Here is a 19,212-nt window from a genome sequence, read left to right on the forward strand (position 1 = left end):
ATACTCTTTAGGGGGGAAAGTAGGTACTACCAGATTTTTATTTTTTTTATTTATTTGATATGTGAATATTGGAATATATAAAAAAAATAAAAATTTATAACTTATATGATATGAAAAACCACCTGTATAAGGTGGTTTTTTGTTCTTTAAATAATATTGTGATTTACAAAAATTTACTATATAATATACTTTGAAAGTATTGAGTTTTATGTTATATATGTCTTTATCTGTAACATAAAAGGAGGGGATAAATGATAGCTAAAAAAAACAATTCTTTTTTAGCAAAAATTGAATTAGTGGGAAATAAATTACCAGATATTTCTATGCTTTTTTTATATGCTTTAATTTTTATTTGGGGATTGAGTTTTGTACTGTCTTTTGTTAATTTTGATTATTTTCATCCTACAACAAAAGAACAAATTATAATAATTAATATGCTTGCGCCCAAAGAGTTATTATTATTATTAACTAATATGGTAAAAAATTATGCTCTTTTTCCACCTTTGGCAATGACAGTTATAGTTACAATTGGAGTAGGAATAGCTGAAGGTAGTGGATTTTTAACAACGGCTGTAAAGAAAGGTATGTGTATTACTTCTAAAAAATGGATAACACCTACTGTTGCTTTTGTTTCTATATTAAGTAATCTTATTTCTGATTCTGCATATGTTATTTTAATGCCTTTAGCTTCGTTAATTTTTTATTTAGCTGGAAAACATCCTTTAGCAGGAATTGCAACAAGTTTTGCAGCTTTAGCAGGGGGTTTTTCAGCGAGCTATATCCCATCACCAATGGATCCTATTATGCAAGGATTTACTCAAAGTGCTGTTAATTTATTAGATAAATCTTATACAATAAATGTGTTATGTAATTATTTTTTTAGTGTTACTTCTACATTTGCTGTAATTGGTGTTGTTTGGTTTATTACAGATAAAATTGTAGAGCCTAAATTATTTGCTACTATGCCTATTGAGTTAAGTAAAGAAGATCAAATAGAGTTAGAATCACATAATATTATTTCAGATCTTGAGACCAAAGCTTTTAAAATAACAATAATAGTAATAGGTATTTTAGCTACTTTATTGTTCTTTGCTTTGTTTCCAGAAAATTCTATTTTTAGAGCAGTAGATGGGAGTTTAACTTCTAGTAAAGCTCCTATTATGCAAAGTATCGTACCTATTATCTTTTTGTTTTTTGCTATTCCTGGATTGGTTTTTGGTAGTATTATGGGAATTTTTAAAACATCCAAAGATGTTTCCAAATCAATGGTTAAAACAATAATGACTTTATCTGGATTTTTTGTATTTTCATTCTTTTGTTCTCAGTTCTTGTATGTTTTTGGAAAATCTAATATAGGGACGCTAATTGCTATTTCTGGTGCAGAATTATTAAAATCTTTAAATATGCCTCCTCAAATAACTATTGTTGGACTTATTTCTTTAACATCTATATTAAATTTGATTATTACTTCAGCCTCTTCAAAATGGGCAATTTTAGCACCTATATTTGTACCTATGTTGATGGGGGTTAATATTGCTCCCGAATTAACACAAGCTGCTTTTCGTCTTAGTGATGCTGCTGTAAATGTATCTACCCCTATGTTTGCGTTTTATCCTTTGATTATTTCTTATTGTCAGAAATATTGTAAGCAAACAGGGGTGGGCACACTGTGTTCTATGATGATTCCTTATACAATAGGACTTCTTATTGTATTAACATCAATGTTGTTTCTTTTTTGGGGCTTAGGAATACCTCTAGGTATAGATAGCAATTATATTTATGTGCCTAAATAGGAGTAATATATGAATAAGAAATATACAGATTTATTACAAAGTAATTTTTTTAGATATCTTAGTATTTCTAGTCAATCATTAGCATCTAATACAACACTTCCTAGTAGTGAAGGACAAAGAAAATTAGCTGAATTATTAGTAAAAGAATTAAAAAACTTAGGATTGAGTGATATTTGTATCGATGAATACGCTATTGTTACAGCTGTTTTGAAAGGGGATAAATCTCAAGTTCCTAAAATAGGATATATAGCACATTTAGATACGGTAGATGTGAATTTGAGTCCAGATATCTCCCCTCAAATTATTAATTTCAAAGGGGAAGCTTTGGTTTTAAATAAAGAAAAAAATATTATTTTAGATCCTAAAAATCATCCAGAATTAAATAAATATAAAAATGAAAATATTATTTTTAGTGATGGCACTAGTGTCTTAGGTGCTGATAACAAAGCCGCTATTTCAGTTATTATGACTAGTTTATATTATCTTATTGATAACAAAATTTCTCATGGTGATCTATATGTTGCATTTGTTCCTGATGAAGAAATAGGTCTACGTGGTGCGAAAAAATTAGATTTGTCTCGTTTTCCTGTAGATTTTGCTTATACTATTGATTGTTGTGAAATAGGTGAAGTGGTTTTTGAGAATTTTAATGCAGGATCTGTAAATATTCAAATACAAGGTATTGCTGCACATCCTATGTCTGCAAAAGGTGTATTAATAAATCCTTTATTAATAGCAGTAGATATTATTAACAAATTTGATAGAAACGAGACACCTGAATGTACAGAAAATAAAGAAGGATATATTTGGCAAACAGACTTGGTGTCTAATGCAACTAATGCAACTCTTAATATGGCAATTAGAGATTTTGATAAAACATCTTTTGAACAGAAAAAATTATATATCCAGTCTGTTATAGAAAAAACAAAAAAAAAATATCCTAAAGCTATTATAGAATATACAATTTCTGATGTATATAGTAATATCGCTGATAGTTTAACAGAGGATAAAAGGTCGCTTGATGTTATTTTTGATTGTATGAAAGAGTTATCTATTCCTATCAATGTGCTACCAATGAGAGGTGGAACGGATGGAGCAGTATTATCTGCTAAAAACATTCCTACTCCTAATTATTTTACAGGAGCGCATAATTTTCATTCTAATTTTGAATTTTTGCCAATCACTTCTTTTGAGAAATCATTAGCATTAACAATTGCTATTATTCAAAAAGTATCTACTTTATAATCAACTCTAAATAAATTATTTAAATATGAATATTGACTATTTATTTATTATGACTATATTTATTAATAGAAGGAGTTGTTAATGAATTTAATCAAATATAGTTTATTGGTAATTTTATTTTTGTCTTTATCGTCTAAAAATGTGTTTGCATACGATACTCACCATGCTCCCAAAATATATGGAGTCCTTGGCACAGGTACAGTTTTATTTACTGGTGGGATAGGTTTTTCTTATACAGCTGAAATTACAGTTAATCCTGAAGATAAAATTTTTCAAGCTGTTACTACAGATATGCAATTTTTAGGAATTTTAGAACCGTCTGCTTTTGAATATAATGTGTTAAGTACTTATGGAGTGGGTTATAAATTTGAAAAAGGTCACAAATTAATAATTGATGTATTCGGAATAGGATTAAATTTGCGATCTAGTCCCTATATTACTGATACAGGTCAAAATATTTCTTATATTCCTCCTGCAGGATTTGTTTTTAATTTTCCAGGATTTCAATTTATTCATAAAAATAATTTTTATGCTGCATGGAGAAACAATTTTACTATCGGCGATTTTATGGAATTTAAATCTTATTTTGCCATAGGTTTTGATTTTAGCAAAATATTTGAATAATTGTATTGAATCTTATCACAAATTGTGCTATAATTACATACAATTAAAACAAGGGGTTTATATGTTAAACATCACTTTTGCAGGCGGTCCTTTGACTGTACCTGGAACACAATTACAAGTAGGGGATAAAGCACCCAATTTTAGTGTTACAAAAAATGATTTGTCATCTATTTCATTAAGTGATCTTAGTGGTGTAAAATTACTTTCTATAGCACCATCTTTAGATACAGGGGTTTGTCAAATACAAACAAAAAAATTTAATAAAGAAGTTACTTCATTAAATGGAGTAAGTTTGATGACTATTTCTTTGGATTTACCATTTGCTCAAGCTAGATGGTGTGGTACAGAAGGATTAGAAAACTCTCTAACAGTATCTGATTATCAAAATAGAGATTTTGGTACTAAATATGCTCTTTTAATTGAAGAATTGAAATTATTAACTAGAGCTGTATTAGTTTTAGACAAAGATAACAATGTTAAATATGTTGAATATTTAAAAGAAATTACAGATGAACCAAATTATGCTGCTGCCGTAGCTGCTGTTAAATCATTAATCTAAAATAATAAAAGACTAAAAAAAGACTAAAAAAAGACATTGTATTATACAATGTCTTTTTTTTATTAATATATAGTTTGTTATTATTAATATCTAAAAGAATAATCAATACCAAGAAAAATAAACGGTGTAGTACCAATAGTATGAACATCATCAATAAAAGTTGACCCTACCCGACCATTTATTTTGATTAATACACCCCAATACATATTAGGTAACATATGATATTTTAGATTTATATCAATAACACTAAAATCAGGACCTAGAATATCATTAAATGTGATTGTATACAGTGATCTTAATGTCCATTGAACAGAGAAGGATAGTTGTTTTAAAAGTACATTTCCGAGTGTGAATGATGCTGAAATCCAAAGATCTTCTTGTGAAAAATCTCCATAAAATTCTAATTGGAATAAGATAGCCTTTTCTACATTTTCAAATCCTATAGAACTTGTAAAATAAGTAAGATTAGGAGAAATTGTCATCAATTTGTTTTCTCGAAGGATACCGTCTTGATTTATATAAGGTCTATCAAGATAATAAAATATATTTACCCAACGAGGTTGCCAGTAATTGGATGCCTTAGATATTTCAAATTTAATGGGTAGTTTTTCAAGGAAAGTCATAATCAAACCACCTGAAATTCCACTTCCTGTCTTGATAGTAAAGAGATCTGTTTTAGCTCCAATAATTTGGGTATAATCTCCATATATCATCATTTTGAATATATTATTTTTACTAGTATATAGAGGAATATCGATTCCTATTTCAAACATAGAAAATACAGGCGAATTTTTGTTAGGTGAAAATTCATACAGTGCAGAAGAGTATCCTTGAAAAGGATCTAAGTCCATTCCATAAATAGCATAAATTTTGAGATCTTTATAAGTTTGAAGTTTAGGATTTTTTAATCCTTGTAAAGGTTTTATAAAAATTTCTGCAGACATAAGATCAGGTTGTGCTATATTAGCTATTAAATAACTAATACCGAAATAAGAAATATCTAAACTAAATTTTAAGGTTTTGAAGGGTTCATAAGGAGCATAGAGATTAGGATTGTAATCATAAAAAAATCGCCCATGACCTTGAAATAGCTGCTCACCTTTGTAAATAGATGCTTGAATATGTCTGAAAATATGATTGGTTTTGGAGTAATATAGATCAACTTCTACTTTGGATATTAGTGCTGGGGTTGATGTCCACATTCTTGAAATAAAAGCACTATTCCAATCAAAACGAAGTGGTATTTCATATGCTATAAAAAAATATCCTATTTTCATGTAGGGAGATAAATAAATATCTGTATAAGGTAGTTTATCAAATTGTCCGTATTGAGCAGCAAAGGTAAGCCCAATATTAAATATAGACGAAGGACCAATAACAGCATTAGTTTGACTTAGCAAACTTTCTCTATCTCGAGATGGTGGTAACACAACTGTTGGTGTTAATGTTCGTGGCATATATAATTGAGCATCTGGATTAAGGTTTTGCTCAGTTGGTGGTTTATATCCATCTCCAGATTCAATAATAGACTGACCAATAATTGGAGATATAGGAGCATCTTGAGCGTATATATTAGATAGGGATAAGTAAAATAATGAGTATATAAGATAAAAAATAAGTTTGTTGTTCAATATATATTCCTTAATTATTGTTATATTATTATATAGTAAATTCTAATTAAATTCAAATTTGTAAAAGATTTTATCTTGTTATTAAATCTTGATTTTTTATAGAAATTAAAGTAATATAATAGAGATAATATCTTTAATAAAAGGAAAAAATATGATAAATACTTCTAGTCAAAAACAAACTTTTTTAATTATTGGATTAGGTGTTTTTGGATTTCAAATAGTTCAAAATCTAGCACAGTCTGAATCTGAAGTGATAGCAGTTGATAGTGATTTGGCTATGATTCAAAAAATGAAAGAACTTCCTGTTTTCCCTTTTCAATTAGATTCAACAGTTGAAGAAGCTTGGAAGGAACTTGATATTGCTTCTGTAGATTGTGTTATTGTTTGTATTGGTGAAAATATGATGACCAGTGTATTAACGACATTATTAATGAAAAAATTTAAAATTCCTAGAATTATTGCTCGTGCTAATAGTGCAGAACATGCTCAAATTTTGGAATTGATTAATGTTTCAGAAATCATTAGACCAGAAATTGAAAGTGCTGCAAAATTAGTTGGAACTTTAGTTGGTGGGTCTGGATTTGTATTATCTTATGAGCGAATTTGGAAAGATCATGCAATAATTGAAGTGCAAGTCAACAAACAGATTGCTGGTAAAACTTTAGTTAATTTGGATTTACGAAATAAATATAAAGTTAATGTGATAGCGGTTAAACATCCTATTGTTAGAGTAAATGGTGAGTTTCAAAATAGTCATGAATATGAAATTGATGAAGTTCCTAACCCTCATGTGGAATTAGTAGTAGGTGATATTTTAATCATTCTAGGTAAATTATCAGATATTAAAGGCTTACAAGAATCTCCAATAGGCAGAATGCGATAATATGATATCAGAAAATAATAATCTTAATTCAGAGTCTCAAATTATAGACGAGTTGCAAATACTGTTCAAATCTAGCAAAGGACGATTGGGTATAGGTGATGACGCAGCCGTGATAGAGCATAACCAACTTATTTCAACTGATGCTATGGTTGAAGGGGTTCATTTTATCCGAGGTAAAGCAACTTGGGGAGAAGTTGCTTACAAACTATTTGCTTCTAATGCTAGTGATATAGCGGCTATGGGTGGTTATGTTACGGGATATACGCTTACTTTATCCCTACCTGAATATTGGACAAATACAGACTTAAAAGATTTTATAGCAGGAATTAGACTATTTTTAACAGATCATCCAGCAGATTTATTAGGTGGTGATACGGTTAGATCTAAAGAATTTTTTGCTTCTGTAACTGTTTTTGGTCGTACTAGTGGTAGGCCTTGGTTGAGAGCTAATGCAAAAGAAGGTGACTTTATTTATTGTACAGGAACTCTTGGTGATTCCAAACTTTGGTTGAATAGAGAACTAGGCAAAGCTAGTTTACCTCTGCAAGATCCTGAATATTTTAGAAATAGACATTACAAACCATTCCCTAGAAATAATCTTGTACCATTTTTAAAAAAATTTAATATAACATCAGCAATGGATATTAGTGATGGTCTTATTGAAGATCTTCAAAAATTATGTAAAGCATCAAGTACTAATTTTTATATTGATGGGGATTCTATACCTATTAGTGAACAACAAGTTGGAATAGCAAATTTATTAGAACACAAAATTTACTATCAACGAGAAGCTTTGATTGGTGGAGAAGATTATGAATTATTATTTACTAGTCCAGAATCTATTGATGAGACATCTCTAATGAATAATACTGTTCGAATTACTAGAATTGGTCGGTTGTTATCAGCCAAAGATCATTCTTTTATTTTGCATGCAGGTCAGAGACTAAAACCAGATCAATTCAAAGGATTTCAACATTAATGGATAAGCTTTTAGTATTACAACAAGCACTCAATCGTGTTAATGATAGTTATTTTAATTATGAAAAATTACCTATAATAAAGCTTTCTAAAGGTCAAGATAAATCCAAAAGACGAGCAATCATATTTGGTACTTATCATGCTAAAAAAGATGAAATAAAAATTCATCCTGTATTATTACAAGAACAGGTACAAAGCTTTGTTTTGGATTTTGTTATTTATCATGAAATGCTTCATTATCAAGATAGAGATATACTGCTTACTCGTAAAAAAGGTGAGAAGGTACATACAAGAGAGTTCAGAAAAAGAGAGCAAAATTATCTTCATTATGAGGAATCTCAAAAAATATTAAAAAAAATTTTATATGGAAATGATATGAAAGAAGAGTCTACACAAAATTTACGATCTAATAAGGAAAATACCTCAAATAATAATACTAAAAAAAATACGAGAACTATTTTAAAAGGTGAAGCGCTAGAAAGTGCATTAGCAGATTCTTTACAACGATTAGATCATATATTAATAAAATATAATATGAAAGAAGATAAAATCAAAGGAGCTAAGCGTGGTACCAAAAAGAAAAATGATGAAAGCCAATTGGCTAGTAATGAGTAGTGGATTATTGATTATTCTCTTAGGCTATGTTTTAGTAGCACCTATTACTAGAGATTATGAAACGCCAAAAGCTTTTTTTGCAATTTTAATATTAAATTTAGGATTGCTAGTAGTTATTTTAGGGCTTTCAGTTCCTTTTGATGCTCTTTTCAACAAATTTTCTAAAGAGGTAAAATAAATGAGTCATCATTCTACTAAAAATAATATTAAAAATATTTTAGCAGAAACTCTGTCTTCTCTTGGAATAATAAATGATTGTATTGTAATAGAATATCCTGAAAATCAAGACCATGGACATTATTCGTCCCCTATAGCAATGTCATTAGCTAGAGATCTCAAAAAAAATCCTCGTGTAATTGCAGAAGAGATTCACACTCTTATCAAAGACAATAAGATGTTTGATAAAGTAGAAATTGCTGGAGCTGGATTTTTGAATTTTTTTCTTAGTGAATCATACTTGCAATCAAAATTAAGCCAAATTTTAACAGATTCTTGTTTTGGGAAAAATAAAAGCTTAGCTAATCAGAATATCTTATTAGAATATATTAGTGCAAATCCAACAGGACCTTTACATATTGGTCATGGACGATGGGCAGCAGTCGGGGATAGTTTATCTAGGCTTTTGAAATTTTCTGGAGCAATGGTTTTTCGTGAATTTTATGTCAATGATGCTGGTGTACAAATAGCTCATTTAAGAGCCAGTGTTGAAGCTTTACAGCAAGGTAAAGAAGTTCCTGAAGATGGCTATAGAGGATCTTATGTGCAAGCATTAGCTGAAGAAGTAAGTAAAACAGGAATAGCTCCAGAAATACTAATGCAAGATTCTCAACGACAAACTTTAATAGCTTTTCGTACAGAATTTGATCAATGGTTTTCTGAAAAAAGTCTGCATATAGATAATACAATGGCAACTACATTTACTGAATTAGAACAAAAAAAATCTACCTATCTTCAAGATGGTGCTTTATGGTTTAAATCTACAGAATATAGTAAAGATGATAAAGATAGAGTTATCGTTAAAAGTGATGGAGATTTTACCTATTTTGCATCAGATATAGCTTATCATCGTAACAAAATTCAAAGAGGATTTCCTATATTGATTAATATTTTAGGCTTTGATCATCATGGCTATGTAGAACGAATTAAAGCAGCTGTAAAAGTACTAGGAGGAGATTTAACTGTTTTGTTAGGGCAAATGGTTAATCTTTTCCGTAATAATGAACCTGTGCGTATGAGTAAAAGAACAGGTGATATGATCACTCTAGATGAAGTAATTGAGGAAATTGGTACAGATGCTACACGATATCTTTTGTTAAGAAGACCTATGAATTCTACAGTAGATTTTGATTTAGAAATTGCAAAAACATCCTCTAATGATAATCCTGTTTTTTATATTCAGTACGCTCATGCGCGAATTGCTTCTATCCTACGAAATACTACTAAAAAAGCAGAATTCATTTCTTTTGCTCATCACGATGAAAAATCATTACTATTAGAAATTATAAAATTTGAAGATTTGATTCTCGATCTTGCTCAAACTTATGAATTAAATAAAATTCCTAATTATCTGGAAGGACTTGCGGGAATATTTCATCGTTTTTATAGAAATTGTCGTATTATTGATGATACTCAAGAATCTTCACGCTTGGCTATTTGTCAAGCTACCAAGAATATTATTAGACAAGGTTTAGAATTATTAGGTGTTTCAGCTCCTGAAAAAATGAAGGGTGTACCGAGTAATGAGGCTTGATAAATGGTTAAAAGTAGTATTAATATACAAACAACGAAGTAAAGCTACAGAAGCTATTGATAGTAATAAAATTCGAGTGAATGGAGACATTGCTAAAGCTGCCAAAATATTGAAAATTGGTGATCTTATAACTATCTCAAGAGAGCTAGGACATTATCAATATACGGTGCTTAAATTAGCTGAAAAAAACATCTCAAGAGAACAAGCTAAAGAAATGTATGATCTTGTAACCCCAGAAGATACTGGTACAGAAGATGAAAAAATGATCAAAAAAGTAGAGCGTGTTCAAAAACAAGAAAATCGAAAAGATTGGAATAAAATGCATGATGATAAAAAAAAGCAACGGAAATTACGATCTTACAAATATAGATCCGATATAGAATAATTATAATATAAACAAAAATCTTAGAGTTTAATCTAAGATTTTTTTGTTTATATTATTTGAATTTCTTTGAATGAAGAAAATTCAAAAACGGTATGTATCTATATAATGAATTTATAATTATTTGATTGTTGGTTATTATATGAGTATTATAAATTATATAATTATTTAAAAGGAGTTTTTGATGAGAAGATATACACGATATTTACCACTAGTAATTTATGCGCTCTTATTGGGGTGCCAGAAAAATAATTTGAATTCTGATGGAAATCTGAGAGAGTTAGTTACCTATACTTATCCTTATGTAGCGATATTTAATACTCTAAATAATTTGGTTGAAAAACCTCAAAATGGTAGTGTAGGAACTGATGGATGGAATAAGTTACTTATTCCTACTGGTTTAACAGATCATTTTATGACTGCTATTCCTAGACCTAATAATGATAGTTTATATCTTATGGCATCTTTAGACCTTAGACAAGAACCTGTGGTGGTTGTTTATCCTAAGTTTGATTCAGATTATATAGTTTTAGAGGTTTCATCATTAGACCACTCTATAGATGTTCCTTTATCCAGTACTAAAGGTGATTTTACAAATATGACCAAAGTATTATATTATAGTGATCAAACAGCACAATTCAAAGATTTTGATGCTACTAAGTATGACAAAGTTGTTAAATTAAATGGAGATTTAGGAATTTCTTTTTTAAGAATTATGCCTCATTTCTCTGATACCAAAAGATATGAAAACAATATTAAGTTAATAAAACAAACTACAATCAAAACTTATACAGAGTATAATAATTTACCAAGATTATCTCAAATTCCATTGAATGTTCCTGCTTTTGGCTCTGATATAAAAGTATATAGTAATAACTTGTTAGAAGTAATGCAATTTATTGTGAATCATTTGTCTTTCACCAAAAATATTCCTATTGATAAAAAAATGCTTTCTATCTTAGCAAAATATGGTGTTAGTCCAAATAATACCAACACTTCTGAATTTGCAATATTAGATACAGAAAAATTAGTTACTATTATGAAAGATCTAAAAATAGAACAATATGAGCGTTATGAAAATTTTACTATAGATGATATCCACAAAATATTTCTTCCTAATGAAATTTCTCAAATAGACAATTTATTGTTAGCAACAACGGTAGGACCTCTAGGATTGCCTTCTACAGAAGCTATTTATCCAGATATTCTTACAGAAGATGGGGCGCCATTAAATGCATTGTATGATTATAAAATTTCTATGACAAAGGATAATTTACCTCCTGCTAATGCATTTTGGTCATTTACATTATATGATACAGAGAAAGGATTGTTTTTACCAAATGATTATAAAAAATATAGTGTTGGTCAAAATGGTGGTATGAAATTAAATGAAGATGGTGGTATTGATATTTATATTTCTGAAATCAAACCAGAAGGTGTTGCTCCAGAAAACTGGCTTCCTGTCAATAGGATAGATCAACTATTAGATATAATATTAAGAATGTATCAACCTGATTTAGAAACATACAAAACTTGGAAAGCGCCACTTATTCAAAAAATATCTTAGGATATTTGATTTTAATAGGAATATAAAATTTTAAATAAAAAAACCTAAGCTCTAACTTAGGGTTTTTTATTTTGTCTATAATAAGGTAGTGTTTATTTGAGAGCTTTCAAAGGCTCACCTTTAAAGTTGATACCTGTGGGTTTAAGAGCGTTTTCAATAGCTGCTAGAAAACCTTTACTAGTGAGAGATGCGCCACTAATAATATCAATATTGATATTATTAGTGGCTAGGATAGTTTTTGTCATCCTTGGATAAACAAACACTTTATCTTCTTTAGATTCTGTAACCTTAATTGCAGAGATAACACTATCAACAAGAGTTACTTGTACAGTGATTTTACCTCTTTTTCCTGTTGATGATCCTGTATAATCACCATTATTACTAAAAGATTGTAAGGGCACTACTAAACAGCAGATTAATAAAATAGATTTGAAATTCATTAAAGACTCCTTATGCTACAATCTAAGATATTATAACATAATAATCTCTTAGGTGCAAATATAATATATAAACTACCTATATATATATTTATTATTGACAAAAAAAATATATCTTATATAATTAATATATATATTAATATACAGAGGTTTACATGTTTACATATTTACAAAAAATAGGAAGAGCTTTAATGGTTCCTGTATCGGTTTTACCAGCTGCTGCTGTACTAATGGGTATTGGCTATTGGATAGATCCTGTAGGTTGGGGTAGTGGTAATGTATTTGCTGCCTTTTTAATTAAATCAGGATCAGCTCTTATTGATAATATGGGTATTTTATTTGCTATTGGAGTTGCTTTTGGTTTGTCAAAAGAACAAGATGGTCCTTCAGCATTATCTGGAATTGTTGCATGGTTAATTATTACGACTTTATTATCACCTAGTTCTGTTGTTCAATTACAAGGAATACCTATTGAGCAAGTATCACTAGCATTTAGCAAAATTAACAATCAATTTATTGGTATTCTTTGTGGTGTGATCGCTGCAGAAACTTATAATAAATTTTATAAAACAGAACTACCTGCCGTATTAGCATTTTTTTCAGGTAAAAGATTGGTACCAATAGTAACAGCTTGTATAATGTTAGCTGTATCATTTTTATTTCTATATATTTGGCCTATAGTTTTTGAAGCTTTAGTAGCTTTTGGGATTGTCATTTCTAAATTAGGTGCTATTGGGGCAGGATTGTTCGGATTTTTAAATAGAATGTTAATCCCTGTTGGATTACACCATGCTTTAAATGCAGTTTTTTGGTTTGATGTTGCTGGTATTAATGATATTGGTAATTTTTGGAGTGGAGCAGGGATTAAAGGTGTAACAGGAATGTATCAAGCTGGATTTTTTCCTATTATGATGTTTGGATTGTTGGGAGCTATTTGTGCTTTTATTCAAACAGCAAAACCTGAAAATAAAAATAAAATAAGTTCTATTATGATAGCATCAGGATTTGCTAGTTTTTTTACAGGTGTTACAGAACCTATTGAATTTGCATTCATGTTTTTAGCCCCAGGACTGTATTTAATCCATGCATTATTAACAGGATTATCTCTTTTTATTGCATCATCTCTACAAATAACAGCTGGATTTGGATTTTCAGCAGGATTAATTGATTTTATTCTTTCTTCAAGACTTCCTATGGCGAACAAACCTTGGTTATTACTTGTTCAAGGATTTTTATTTTTTATTGTTTATTATATAATTTTTTATTTTGCTATTATAACATTTAATCTCAAAACTCCAGGTAGAGAAGATGCTATGATAGAAGAAAATGATGATAATAATAAAACAACAACAAAGCACAGTGAAGTTGCTGAAATTTTGTTAATTGCTCTTGGTGGTAGTTCTAATATTATTGCTATTGATAATTGTGCAACTAGACTTCGTCTTGAAGTTGTAGATTCAAGTGTTATTAATGATATACAAATTAAATCAGTATCTATTGGACTATTAAAAGGGTCTCAAACTTCTGCTCAAATCATTATAGGACCAAAAGTTCAGTTTGTTGCAGATGAGTTAAAAAATCTTGTTAAATTAAATATGGAGTAGTTGTTATGCGTTATTTTTTAGTATTGATATTTTTATTTATTACGAGTTCTTGTTCGAAGACAAAAAATATATCTTTTTTTACAGAAGAATATTATCAAAATCAAGTTAAAATCACAGAATTAGTTCAACAGGGAATGTATTATTATTGGAATGGTGGTGATTATAAGAATGCAGAAAAAGAATTCTTCAAAGGAATTACTTTAAAGGGTAATTTAGATGTTGTAGAAAGATTTTTTCAAGAAGCTGTTACATTGAACAATTATCGATTAGATCTTCAGCATAGTTTAGCTTCTACTTATATTATTCAAGGTAAATTAGCAAAAGCATTTGATACCTATAACACTATTCTAAGTATAAATCCGCGAGATATTAATACTCAAATTCTTTATGCCGGGTATTCAAAGGTAAAAAAAGATCAGAATACTTATAATGAATATATTACTAAAGCACAACAAATCAATCCTGAAAAAACAGAATATTATTTACAAGCTTTTGATAGAATTGATATAATCAATAAAACTATATTTAATGTAAGTTCAGAAAAAAAATATAAAGATAACGAACATATCATTATTATTTTAGGCTATGCATTAGCAGAAAATGGAACGATGCAAGAAACATTGTACAAGCGTTTAGAAAAAGCTTTGGAATTGCACAAAATTTATCCAAATTCTAAAATAATTGTCTCTGGAGCTGTTCCAAAAGAAGGATATACAGAAGCTGGCTTGATGAAAGAATGGCTTGTAAAAAAAGGTGTTCCTGTACAAAATGTTTTTGTGGAAGATAGGGCTAAAGATACCATAGGAAATGCATTTTTCTCTGTAGATATCATCAAAGCACAAAAAAATAAACCAAAATATGGGACGATTATTTCTAGTGCTTCTCATATGAGAAGAGCTTTGAATATCTTTACAGAAATGGGAGTAGTGAAAAATATTGATATAGAGTGGGATAATTTGGTTTATTTAGATTATCCTAACATGACAGAGGCTCAAAAAATTTCTGATAATGAAAAAATAGTTATTTATAGAGATTTTTTTAGAGCCTCAGGTATTTGGGCATATCCAGGATTACAACAATAATAACAGAATAACAAAAAAAAACACCACTATTAGTGGTGTTTTTTTTTGAATATATTATTTCATTGCATTTTTCATAGCGTCTGCTAAAAATTCAACATCAGATCCTATAATAATTTGTACAGAATCGTGTAGTTTCATAATACCTTTAGCACCAAGTTTTTTGATAATTGCTTCATCAATAATATCAGTATTATTTAGTTTGATACGAAGTCTTGTAACACAATTTGTTAATTCTGTGAAATTATCTTTTCCGCCAAGTGCTTCAATGTATAAAGGTGCTACTTGAGTATAAGAATCAAGATCTTTTTTGGAAGAGATAGGAGAAGGTGACATTTCTTCAGGATTTCGTCCAGGAGTATTAAGATTTAGCATTTTAATAAGAGTATAAAAGACAAATAAATAGACTACAAAAAATCCTATTCCTAAAATAGGAATGAGCCATCCATTAGTGAAATATTTCCAAGATAACATGAGATCAATAATACCACCAGAGAAAGTAAATCCCGCTTTTAATCCAAGAATATTTGCAAGAGCAAAACTTGTTCCCATTAATATAGCGTGAATAAAATATAATAATGGTGCAACAAATAAAAATAAAAATTCAATAGGTTCTGTTACACCAGTTAATAATGAAGTCAATGCTACACTAAGGAATAACCCAGAAACAGCAGTACGACGCTCTTTTGGTACGGCTAGGTACATAGCAAGTGCCGCTGCTGGTAGTCCAAAAATCATTATAGGATAGAATCCAGCCATAAAGATTCCAGCACTAGGATCTCCAGCAAAGAAACGATGTAAGTCTCCAACTACTTGTGAACCATCAGTACTTGTATAAGTACCAAGAGCGAAGTAAGCATATTTTTCAATAATATGTTGCAAACCAAAAGGAATTAATAATCTATTGAAAACACCATAAAAAAACAATCCAATAGCACCTGCTCCTGTAATCCAGTTAGCAAGATTTTCAATTCCAGCACTAACTGTTGGCCAGATATTTCCAAGACCGATAGCGATTATTAAAGAAATTAGACCAGCCATAATAGGAACAAATCTTTTTCCACCAAAGAAGGCTAAAAATACAGGTAATTGAGTTTTGTAAAAATGATTATATGTATAACCACCAATAAAACCAGCAATAACACCACCAAAAATTAAGAGATTGTTATCAGGATTGATAACTTTAGTTACTGCTGTAAGAATCAAATAAGCGAGAGCACCTGCTAAGCCCGCAGCAATATCTCTATCTTTTGCTAGTCCTCCTGCAATGCCAATAGCAAATAATAAAGCTAGATTAGCAAAAATAGCAAGACCTGCTTCTGAGATAATAGGATTGTTTAATAAGTCTGCTTGTCCAAGTCTTAATAAAAGACCTGCAATAGGTAAAACCGCAATAGGTAACACTAAAGCTTGCCCTATTTTTTGAAGTTCAGATAATAAACTTCCAAAAAAATTATTCTTTTTCATATTGATTTCCTATTGTGTATTAGTTGCTTTTCAAAACAACCATTTGATCCCAAGATTCGAGATATAAGCGAGAAACAGATGGATTATCATTACTTGGTCTTTTGTCTAATGTATAGGCTGTTAGAGTATTACCATTAAATTTTAATAGTAGATATACAGAATATCCAATTTGTATATCAAGATCAGGATCAAAAGTACCTGATAAATCACGCTCTAAAATATTTTTCTCACTTTTTCTTGTCCAACTTGTGTTTTTAAATGGTCTCCATTTATTTGCTAAGCCCATACTATCTGCAACATAATTCTTAGATATCCATGTAGCACCTTCTTGAACTCTAACTCTATATGTTGTATAACCTTTTAATTCATCAGCTGTTAAGAGTTTGTCACTAGTATTAAAAGTTGGAGCTAAATAAATAGATTCTGTATTTACTTCAAGATCTGCTTCTGCTCTACAGATACGAACGATTTCGTTGTGAATTGCTCGACCATCATATGTTCCATTTATAAAAACACTAGAAACATATTTGAAAGTTTTCATATCTGGAGCAAAATATAAAGAATGGGATCTCATTTCCAAATATTTTCCAACAGTAGGGTCTACCACCATTATATCTGTTATCCATTCTTTAAGTCCAGATGAAATACTGAATTTACCATCGTCAAAAGCACTTTTTTTGGCTGCATTTAACATAAAATTTATTTGATTTCCCTCTAAGTGTGTAAATATCTCATCTTTAGCAACAGAACAAGATGTTAAAAAAAATAAACTAATAAATAGTAATTTAGTCATTAGATACTCCTATATCTATAATATATTGTAATCCTAATATGTATTATACAATTTTTAATTAATCTATGTATTCTTAATAATATTTTATTTATCGTAATAATAGAGTCTGATATTAAGTGATTGCTTTATCAGTTAAGTATTTATAAAAAAAATACTACTGGTCTTATTCTTACTAAAAGAGATATAACAATAATATATTTTTTATCGTAGGTAGTTTTCTTACTATTAGTAAAATTATAGTTAGAGATTTATTAAAATTTTCTTAATGCTAATTTGTTCTTAATTATAATATATATTATAAAGATATGCAATAACTATTTCTTTTTACAATAGTAATATTCCAGTATTTCAATATTGTGAATTTGACTTTTTATTGAAACAAGTGTATGATATTAGTAAGTAAAATAAAGCTATTAATATAGTAAAATTGGAGGGATTTATGTCCATGATTATAGATATAAGAGCTAGAGAGATTCTTGACTCTCGTGGAAATCCAACAGTAGAAGCTGAAGTTGAATTAGAAAACGGTGTTGTTGGAAGAGCAGCTGTTCCAAGTGGTGCATCAACAGGCGAAAATGAAGCTGTTGAACTTCGTGATGGAGATAAATCTCGTTACTTAGGAAAAGGCGTTCTAAAAGCTGTGAAAAATGTAAATGAAGATATTGCTGAAGAAGTAATAGGTATGGATGCTACTGATCAAGTATCTCTTGATAGAGCAATGATTAACCTCGATGGCACAAATACCAAAGGCAAATTAGGTGCAAATGCTATATTAGCTGTATCTATGGCTGCTGCAAAAGCTGCTGCTGAATACACAGAACTACCATTATACAAATATCTTGGTGGACCAAATGCAAAAGTACTTCCTGTACCTCTTTGTAATGTTATCAATGGTGGATCTCATGCTGGAAACAAAGTTGATTATCAAGAATTCATGATTACTCCAGTAGGGGCTCCTTCATTTCGTGAAGCTGTTCGTTACTGTGCAGAAACATTTCATGCATTGAAAGATGTATTAAAAGCTAAAGGTTATAATACATCTGTTGGAGATGAGGGTGGATTTGCTCCAGATCTTCAATCAAATGAAGAAGCTTTACAACTTCTTGTAGTAGCTATTGAAAAAGCTGGATACAAACCTGGAAAAGATATTTCTATAGCTCTTGACCCAGCTACATCTGAACTTTGGAATCATGGAGATGGCAAAGGATATAAATTCTGGAAATCTACTGGCGAAGTGATGAATTCAAATGATATGGTTAATTATTGGATAGAAATGTGTAATAAATATCCTATTGTTTCTATTGAAGATGGACTTGGTGAAAACGATTGGGAAGGTTGGAAACTTATGACAGAGAAACTTGGTAACAAGATTCAAATTGTTGGTGATGATCTTTTTGTTACAAATACTCAGTATCTCAAAAGAGGAATTTTAGAAAAATCAGCTAATTCAATTCTTGTGAAAGTAAATCAAATTGGAACATTAACAGAAACTTTTGATGCTGTCGAAATGGCTAAAATGGCTAACTTTACTTCTATTTTATCTCATCGTTCAGGTGAAACAGAAGATTCTATTATTGCAGATTTAGCAGTTGCTACAAATTGTGGTCAAATCAAAACTGGATCAATGTCTCGTTCTGATAGACTTGCAAAATATAATCAACTTCTTAGAATTGAAGAGCAACTTGGTGCTAACGCAATCTATAAAGGAATGGATACATTCTGTAATCAAGGTCGTGTGTTTCAACCAACTTATAAATAAATTCTATAAATAAAAAAAATCCTAGTATAATCTATACTAGGATTTT

At 29.6% G+C, this 19,212-nt stretch carries 18 protein-coding genes; 14 read left to right on the forward strand and 4 right to left on the reverse strand.

Going from position 1 to position 19,212, the window contains the following annotated elements; all coding sequences use genetic code 11:
* Positions 1 to 251 precede the first annotated feature (251 nt).
* From KFW21_00155 to tpx, 4 genes are all read left to right on the forward strand, one after another.
* Positions 252 to 1,793, forward strand: a complete 1,542-nt coding sequence (locus KFW21_00155; GenBank protein MDK2817845.1) for an AbgT family transporter — start codon at positions 252 to 254, stop codon at positions 1,791 to 1,793.
* Between the two features lie 9 nt (positions 1,794 to 1,802).
* On the forward strand, positions 1,803 to 3,038 hold the full coding sequence (pepT, locus tag KFW21_00160; protein ID MDK2817846.1) for a peptidase T: 1,236 nt from the start codon (positions 1,803 to 1,805) through the stop codon (positions 3,036 to 3,038).
* An 81-nt stretch (positions 3,039 to 3,119) separates the two neighbouring features.
* Positions 3,120 to 3,662, forward strand: coding sequence for a hypothetical protein (locus KFW21_00165; GenBank protein ID MDK2817847.1), 543 nt, complete (start codon positions 3,120 to 3,122; stop codon positions 3,660 to 3,662).
* Between the two features lie 61 nt (positions 3,663 to 3,723).
* Complete coding sequence (tpx, locus tag KFW21_00170) at positions 3,724 to 4,221, forward strand: thiol peroxidase (GenBank protein ID MDK2817848.1); 498 nt, start codon at positions 3,724 to 3,726, stop codon at positions 4,219 to 4,221.
* 83 nt (positions 4,222 to 4,304) lie between these two features.
* Here tpx and KFW21_00175 read toward each other — a convergent pair whose 3' ends face one another.
* Positions 4,305 to 5,852 carry a hypothetical protein gene (locus KFW21_00175; GenBank protein ID MDK2817849.1) on the reverse strand — a complete coding sequence of 516 codons (1,548 nt, stop codon included), beginning with the start codon at positions 5,850 to 5,852 and terminating at the stop codon, positions 4,305 to 4,307.
* A gap of 151 nt (positions 5,853 to 6,003) precedes the next feature.
* Between KFW21_00175 and KFW21_00180 the strand changes: the two genes are divergently transcribed.
* From KFW21_00180 to KFW21_00210, 7 genes are all read left to right on the forward strand, one after another.
* Positions 6,004 to 6,735, forward strand: a complete 732-nt coding sequence (locus tag KFW21_00180; GenBank protein ID MDK2817850.1) for a TrkA family potassium uptake protein — start codon at positions 6,004 to 6,006, stop codon at positions 6,733 to 6,735.
* A 1-nt stretch (position 6,736) separates the two neighbouring features.
* Positions 6,737 to 7,714 (forward strand): thiamine-phosphate kinase, encoded by a 978-nt coding sequence (gene thiL / locus KFW21_00185; protein MDK2817851.1) that lies wholly within the window; start codon positions 6,737 to 6,739, stop codon positions 7,712 to 7,714.
* A complete protein-coding gene (locus KFW21_00190; GenBank protein MDK2817852.1) occupies positions 7,714 to 8,328 on the forward strand; it encodes a hypothetical protein in 615 nt (204 codons plus the stop codon). Before thiL ends, KFW21_00190 begins: the two co-directional genes overlap by 1 nt.
* Positions 8,300 to 8,506 (forward strand): hypothetical protein, encoded by a 207-nt coding sequence (locus KFW21_00195; GenBank protein MDK2817853.1) that lies wholly within the window; start codon positions 8,300 to 8,302, stop codon positions 8,504 to 8,506. Before KFW21_00190 ends, KFW21_00195 begins: the two co-directional genes overlap by 29 nt.
* Positions 8,507 to 10,078 carry an arginine--tRNA ligase gene (locus KFW21_00200; protein ID MDK2817854.1) on the forward strand — a complete coding sequence of 524 codons (1,572 nt, stop codon included), beginning with the start codon at positions 8,507 to 8,509 and terminating at the stop codon, positions 10,076 to 10,078.
* Positions 10,068 to 10,463: a hypothetical protein gene (locus KFW21_00205; protein MDK2817855.1), complete on the forward strand. Its 396-nt coding sequence runs from the start codon at positions 10,068 to 10,070 to the stop codon at positions 10,461 to 10,463. Before KFW21_00200 ends, KFW21_00205 begins: the two co-directional genes overlap by 11 nt.
* Positions 10,464 to 10,644: 181 nt before the next feature.
* The gene (locus tag KFW21_00210) at positions 10,645 to 12,027 is read left to right on the forward strand and encodes a DUF1214 domain-containing protein (protein MDK2817856.1); all 1,383 of its coding nucleotides are present in this window, start codon (positions 10,645 to 10,647) and stop codon (positions 12,025 to 12,027) included.
* A gap of 92 nt (positions 12,028 to 12,119) precedes the next feature.
* On the opposite strand, the gene KFW21_00215 is transcribed toward KFW21_00210, so the two are convergent.
* Complete coding sequence (locus tag KFW21_00215) at positions 12,120 to 12,467, reverse strand: FMN-binding protein (GenBank protein ID MDK2817857.1); 348 nt, start codon at positions 12,465 to 12,467, stop codon at positions 12,120 to 12,122.
* A gap of 152 nt (positions 12,468 to 12,619) precedes the next feature.
* On the opposite strand from KFW21_00215, the gene nagE reads away from it, so the two are divergent.
* Together nagE and KFW21_00225 are read left to right on the forward strand one after the other, a co-directional pair.
* Positions 12,620 to 14,068, forward strand: coding sequence for an N-acetylglucosamine-specific PTS transporter subunit IIBC (gene nagE, locus KFW21_00220; protein MDK2817858.1), 1,449 nt, complete (start codon positions 12,620 to 12,622; stop codon positions 14,066 to 14,068).
* A 5-nt stretch (positions 14,069 to 14,073) separates the two neighbouring features.
* Positions 14,074 to 15,150, forward strand: a complete 1,077-nt coding sequence (locus tag KFW21_00225; protein ID MDK2817859.1) for a YdcF family protein — start codon at positions 14,074 to 14,076, stop codon at positions 15,148 to 15,150.
* A 54-nt stretch (positions 15,151 to 15,204) separates the two neighbouring features.
* Here the strand turns inward: KFW21_00225 and KFW21_00230 are convergent, their stop codons facing one another.
* On the reverse strand, positions 15,205 to 16,614 hold the full coding sequence (locus KFW21_00230; GenBank protein ID MDK2817860.1) for a PTS transporter subunit EIIC: 1,410 nt from the start codon (positions 16,612 to 16,614) through the stop codon (positions 15,205 to 15,207).
* A gap of 19 nt (positions 16,615 to 16,633) precedes the next feature.
* Positions 16,634 to 17,407 (reverse strand): hypothetical protein, encoded by a 774-nt coding sequence (locus KFW21_00235; protein ID MDK2817861.1) that lies wholly within the window; start codon positions 17,405 to 17,407, stop codon positions 16,634 to 16,636.
* Between the two features lie 439 nt (positions 17,408 to 17,846).
* On the opposite strand from KFW21_00235, the gene eno reads away from it, so the two are divergent.
* On the forward strand, positions 17,847 to 19,166 hold the full coding sequence (gene eno, locus KFW21_00240; GenBank protein ID MDK2817862.1) for a phosphopyruvate hydratase: 1,320 nt from the start codon (positions 17,847 to 17,849) through the stop codon (positions 19,164 to 19,166).
* The last annotated feature ends 46 nt before the right edge of the window (positions 19,167 to 19,212 follow it).

This window comes from Spirochaetota bacterium, from assembly GCA_030154445.1.
Lineage (GTDB): Bacteria > Spirochaetota > Brevinematia > Brevinematales > Brevinemataceae > Brevinema_A.

Coding starts and splice junctions, on each gene's coding strand:
- KFW21_00155 (MDK2817845.1), top strand. CDS start 252: ATGATAGCTAAAAAAAACAATTCTTTTTTAGCAAAAATTGAATTAGTG.
- pepT (MDK2817846.1), top strand. CDS start 1,803: ATGAATAAGAAATATACAGATTTATTACAAAGTAATTTTTTTAGATAT.
- KFW21_00165 (MDK2817847.1), top strand. CDS start 3,120: ATGAATTTAATCAAATATAGTTTATTGGTAATTTTATTTTTGTCTTTA.
- tpx (MDK2817848.1), top strand. CDS start 3,724: ATGTTAAACATCACTTTTGCAGGCGGTCCTTTGACTGTACCTGGAACA.
- KFW21_00180 (MDK2817850.1), top strand. CDS start 6,004: ATGATAAATACTTCTAGTCAAAAACAAACTTTTTTAATTATTGGATTA.
- thiL (MDK2817851.1), top strand. CDS start 6,737: ATGATATCAGAAAATAATAATCTTAATTCAGAGTCTCAAATTATAGAC.
- KFW21_00190 (MDK2817852.1), top strand. CDS start 7,714: ATGGATAAGCTTTTAGTATTACAACAAGCACTCAATCGTGTTAATGAT.
- KFW21_00195 (MDK2817853.1), top strand. CDS start 8,300: ATGAAAGCCAATTGGCTAGTAATGAGTAGTGGATTATTGATTATTCTC.
- KFW21_00200 (MDK2817854.1), top strand. CDS start 8,507: ATGAGTCATCATTCTACTAAAAATAATATTAAAAATATTTTAGCAGAA.
- KFW21_00205 (MDK2817855.1), top strand. CDS start 10,068: ATGAGGCTTGATAAATGGTTAAAAGTAGTATTAATATACAAACAACGA.
- KFW21_00210 (MDK2817856.1), top strand. CDS start 10,645: ATGAGAAGATATACACGATATTTACCACTAGTAATTTATGCGCTCTTA.
- KFW21_00215 (MDK2817857.1), bottom strand. CDS start 12,467: ATGAATTTCAAATCTATTTTATTAATCTGCTGTTTAGTAGTGCCCTTA.
- nagE (MDK2817858.1), top strand. CDS start 12,620: ATGTTTACATATTTACAAAAAATAGGAAGAGCTTTAATGGTTCCTGTA.
- KFW21_00225 (MDK2817859.1), top strand. CDS start 14,074: ATGCGTTATTTTTTAGTATTGATATTTTTATTTATTACGAGTTCTTGT.
- KFW21_00230 (MDK2817860.1), bottom strand. CDS start 16,614: ATGAAAAAGAATAATTTTTTTGGAAGTTTATTATCTGAACTTCAAAAA.
- KFW21_00235 (MDK2817861.1), bottom strand. CDS start 17,407: ATGACTAAATTACTATTTATTAGTTTATTTTTTTTAACATCTTGTTCT.
- eno (MDK2817862.1), top strand. CDS start 17,847: ATGTCCATGATTATAGATATAAGAGCTAGAGAGATTCTTGACTCTCGT.